The organism is Psychrobacter sp. Pi2-1, from assembly GCF_904846645.1.
Classification (GTDB): Bacteria; Pseudomonadota; Gammaproteobacteria; order Pseudomonadales; family Moraxellaceae; genus Psychrobacter.
Genome location: NZ_CAJHBO010000047.1, coordinates 1 through 1,268 on the forward strand (window position 1 = coordinate 1; position 1,268 = coordinate 1,268).

2 protein-coding genes are annotated in these 1,268 nt (G+C 45.0%); both read left to right on the forward strand.

The features are described from left to right. The first annotated feature begins 66 nt into the window (after positions 1-66). Complete coding sequence (locus JMX91_RS13475; RefSeq protein ID WP_058025686.1) at positions 67-378, forward strand: transposase; 312 nt, start codon at positions 67-69, stop codon at positions 376-378. Positions 379-386: 8 nt separating this feature from the next. Continuing rightward, on the forward strand, positions 387-1,256 hold the full coding sequence (locus JMX91_RS13170; RefSeq protein WP_413786799.1) for an IS3 family transposase: 870 nt from the start codon (positions 387-389) through the stop codon (positions 1,254-1,256). The last annotated feature ends 12 nt before the right edge of the window (positions 1,257-1,268 follow it).

Here is a 1,268-nt window from a genome sequence, read left to right on the forward strand (position 1 = left end):
TGTAGTGGCATAATAAACTTGGACAGTGCATAAGAGGTTTATACTACCCTAAAAAAGGAAACTAGTATGACCAACAAACGCAACCAATATACCCGAGAATTCAAACTTGAAGCCATCAGCTTAGTCACTGATCACAACCGTAGCATCCCCGACGTTTCTGATTCACTTGGCATTGGCAAATCCACCTTACAGAAATGGCTGAGTCAGTACCGTCAAGAAATGGGTGGACAAGCACCTAAAGTCGGCAATGCCTTAACCGATGAACAGCGAGAACTCCAAGAACTGCGTAAACAAGTAAAACGGCTGACTATGGAGCGTGACATCTTAAAAAAGGCTTCAGCTCTGCTAGCCTTGGACAGTCTGAGCGACTATCGCTGATAAGTCAGCTGGCAGAGCAAGACAAACAGATGAGTAAAACTCAATTGTGTGACCTGTTTGGCATGGTTAAGAGTAGCTATTACTATGGCTTGCAGCCAAAGCCGATAAATATTGAAATGGTCAAGCTTAAAGCCTTAATTCGCCAAATATTTAATGACTCAAAGCAATCAGCTGGCGCTCGCAGCATTGCTGCTATCTTGATGAATGAGCATGGCATTAAGCTGACACGTTACTTAGCTGCTAAGATTATGAGAAGTATGGGGCTCATCAGTTGCCAGCTAAAAACACATAAATACAAGCGAGCTGACGAAGAACACCAAGCTCATGACAACATACTGAACCGTAATTTTAGCCCATCAGCGCCCAATCAGGTCTGGACGGGTGATGTCACATATATTCGTATCAAAGGCGGCTGGTGCTACCTAGCGGTTGTTTTAGATTTATATGCCCGTCGTGTGGTGGGCTTTTCGGTGTCAGATTCCCCTGACAGCGTGTTGACAATCAAAGCGCTGCAAATGGCGTATCAGACGCGCTTAAAGCCAAGTGGCGTGTTGTTTCACTCTGATCAAGGAACCCATTACACTAGCAAGAAGTTTGCTGAATCCGTGGCGAGTTATGAGGGTATGACGCAAAGCATGAGCCGTCGTGGAAATTGTTGGGATAATGCGCCGACCGAAAGATTCTTCAGAAGCTTCAAAACTGAGTGGATGCCAAAGGGCGGTTATGAGGATATCGCTGAGGCTAAAAGCGCCATTGTTGATTACATCTGGGGCTATTATCAGACCGTGAGACCGCATGCTTTCAACGATTATTTGCCGCCAGCAGAAAAAGAGAGACGTTACTTTAATCAAAACCTCTTATCAGCTGTCCTAAATTAGTTGACCACTACA

What these genes read in the sequence shown, in the direction of transcription:
- JMX91_RS13475 (WP_058025686.1), top strand. Translation starts at nt 67, where the DNA reads ATGACCAACAAACGCAACCAATATACCCGAGAATTCAAACTTGAAGCC.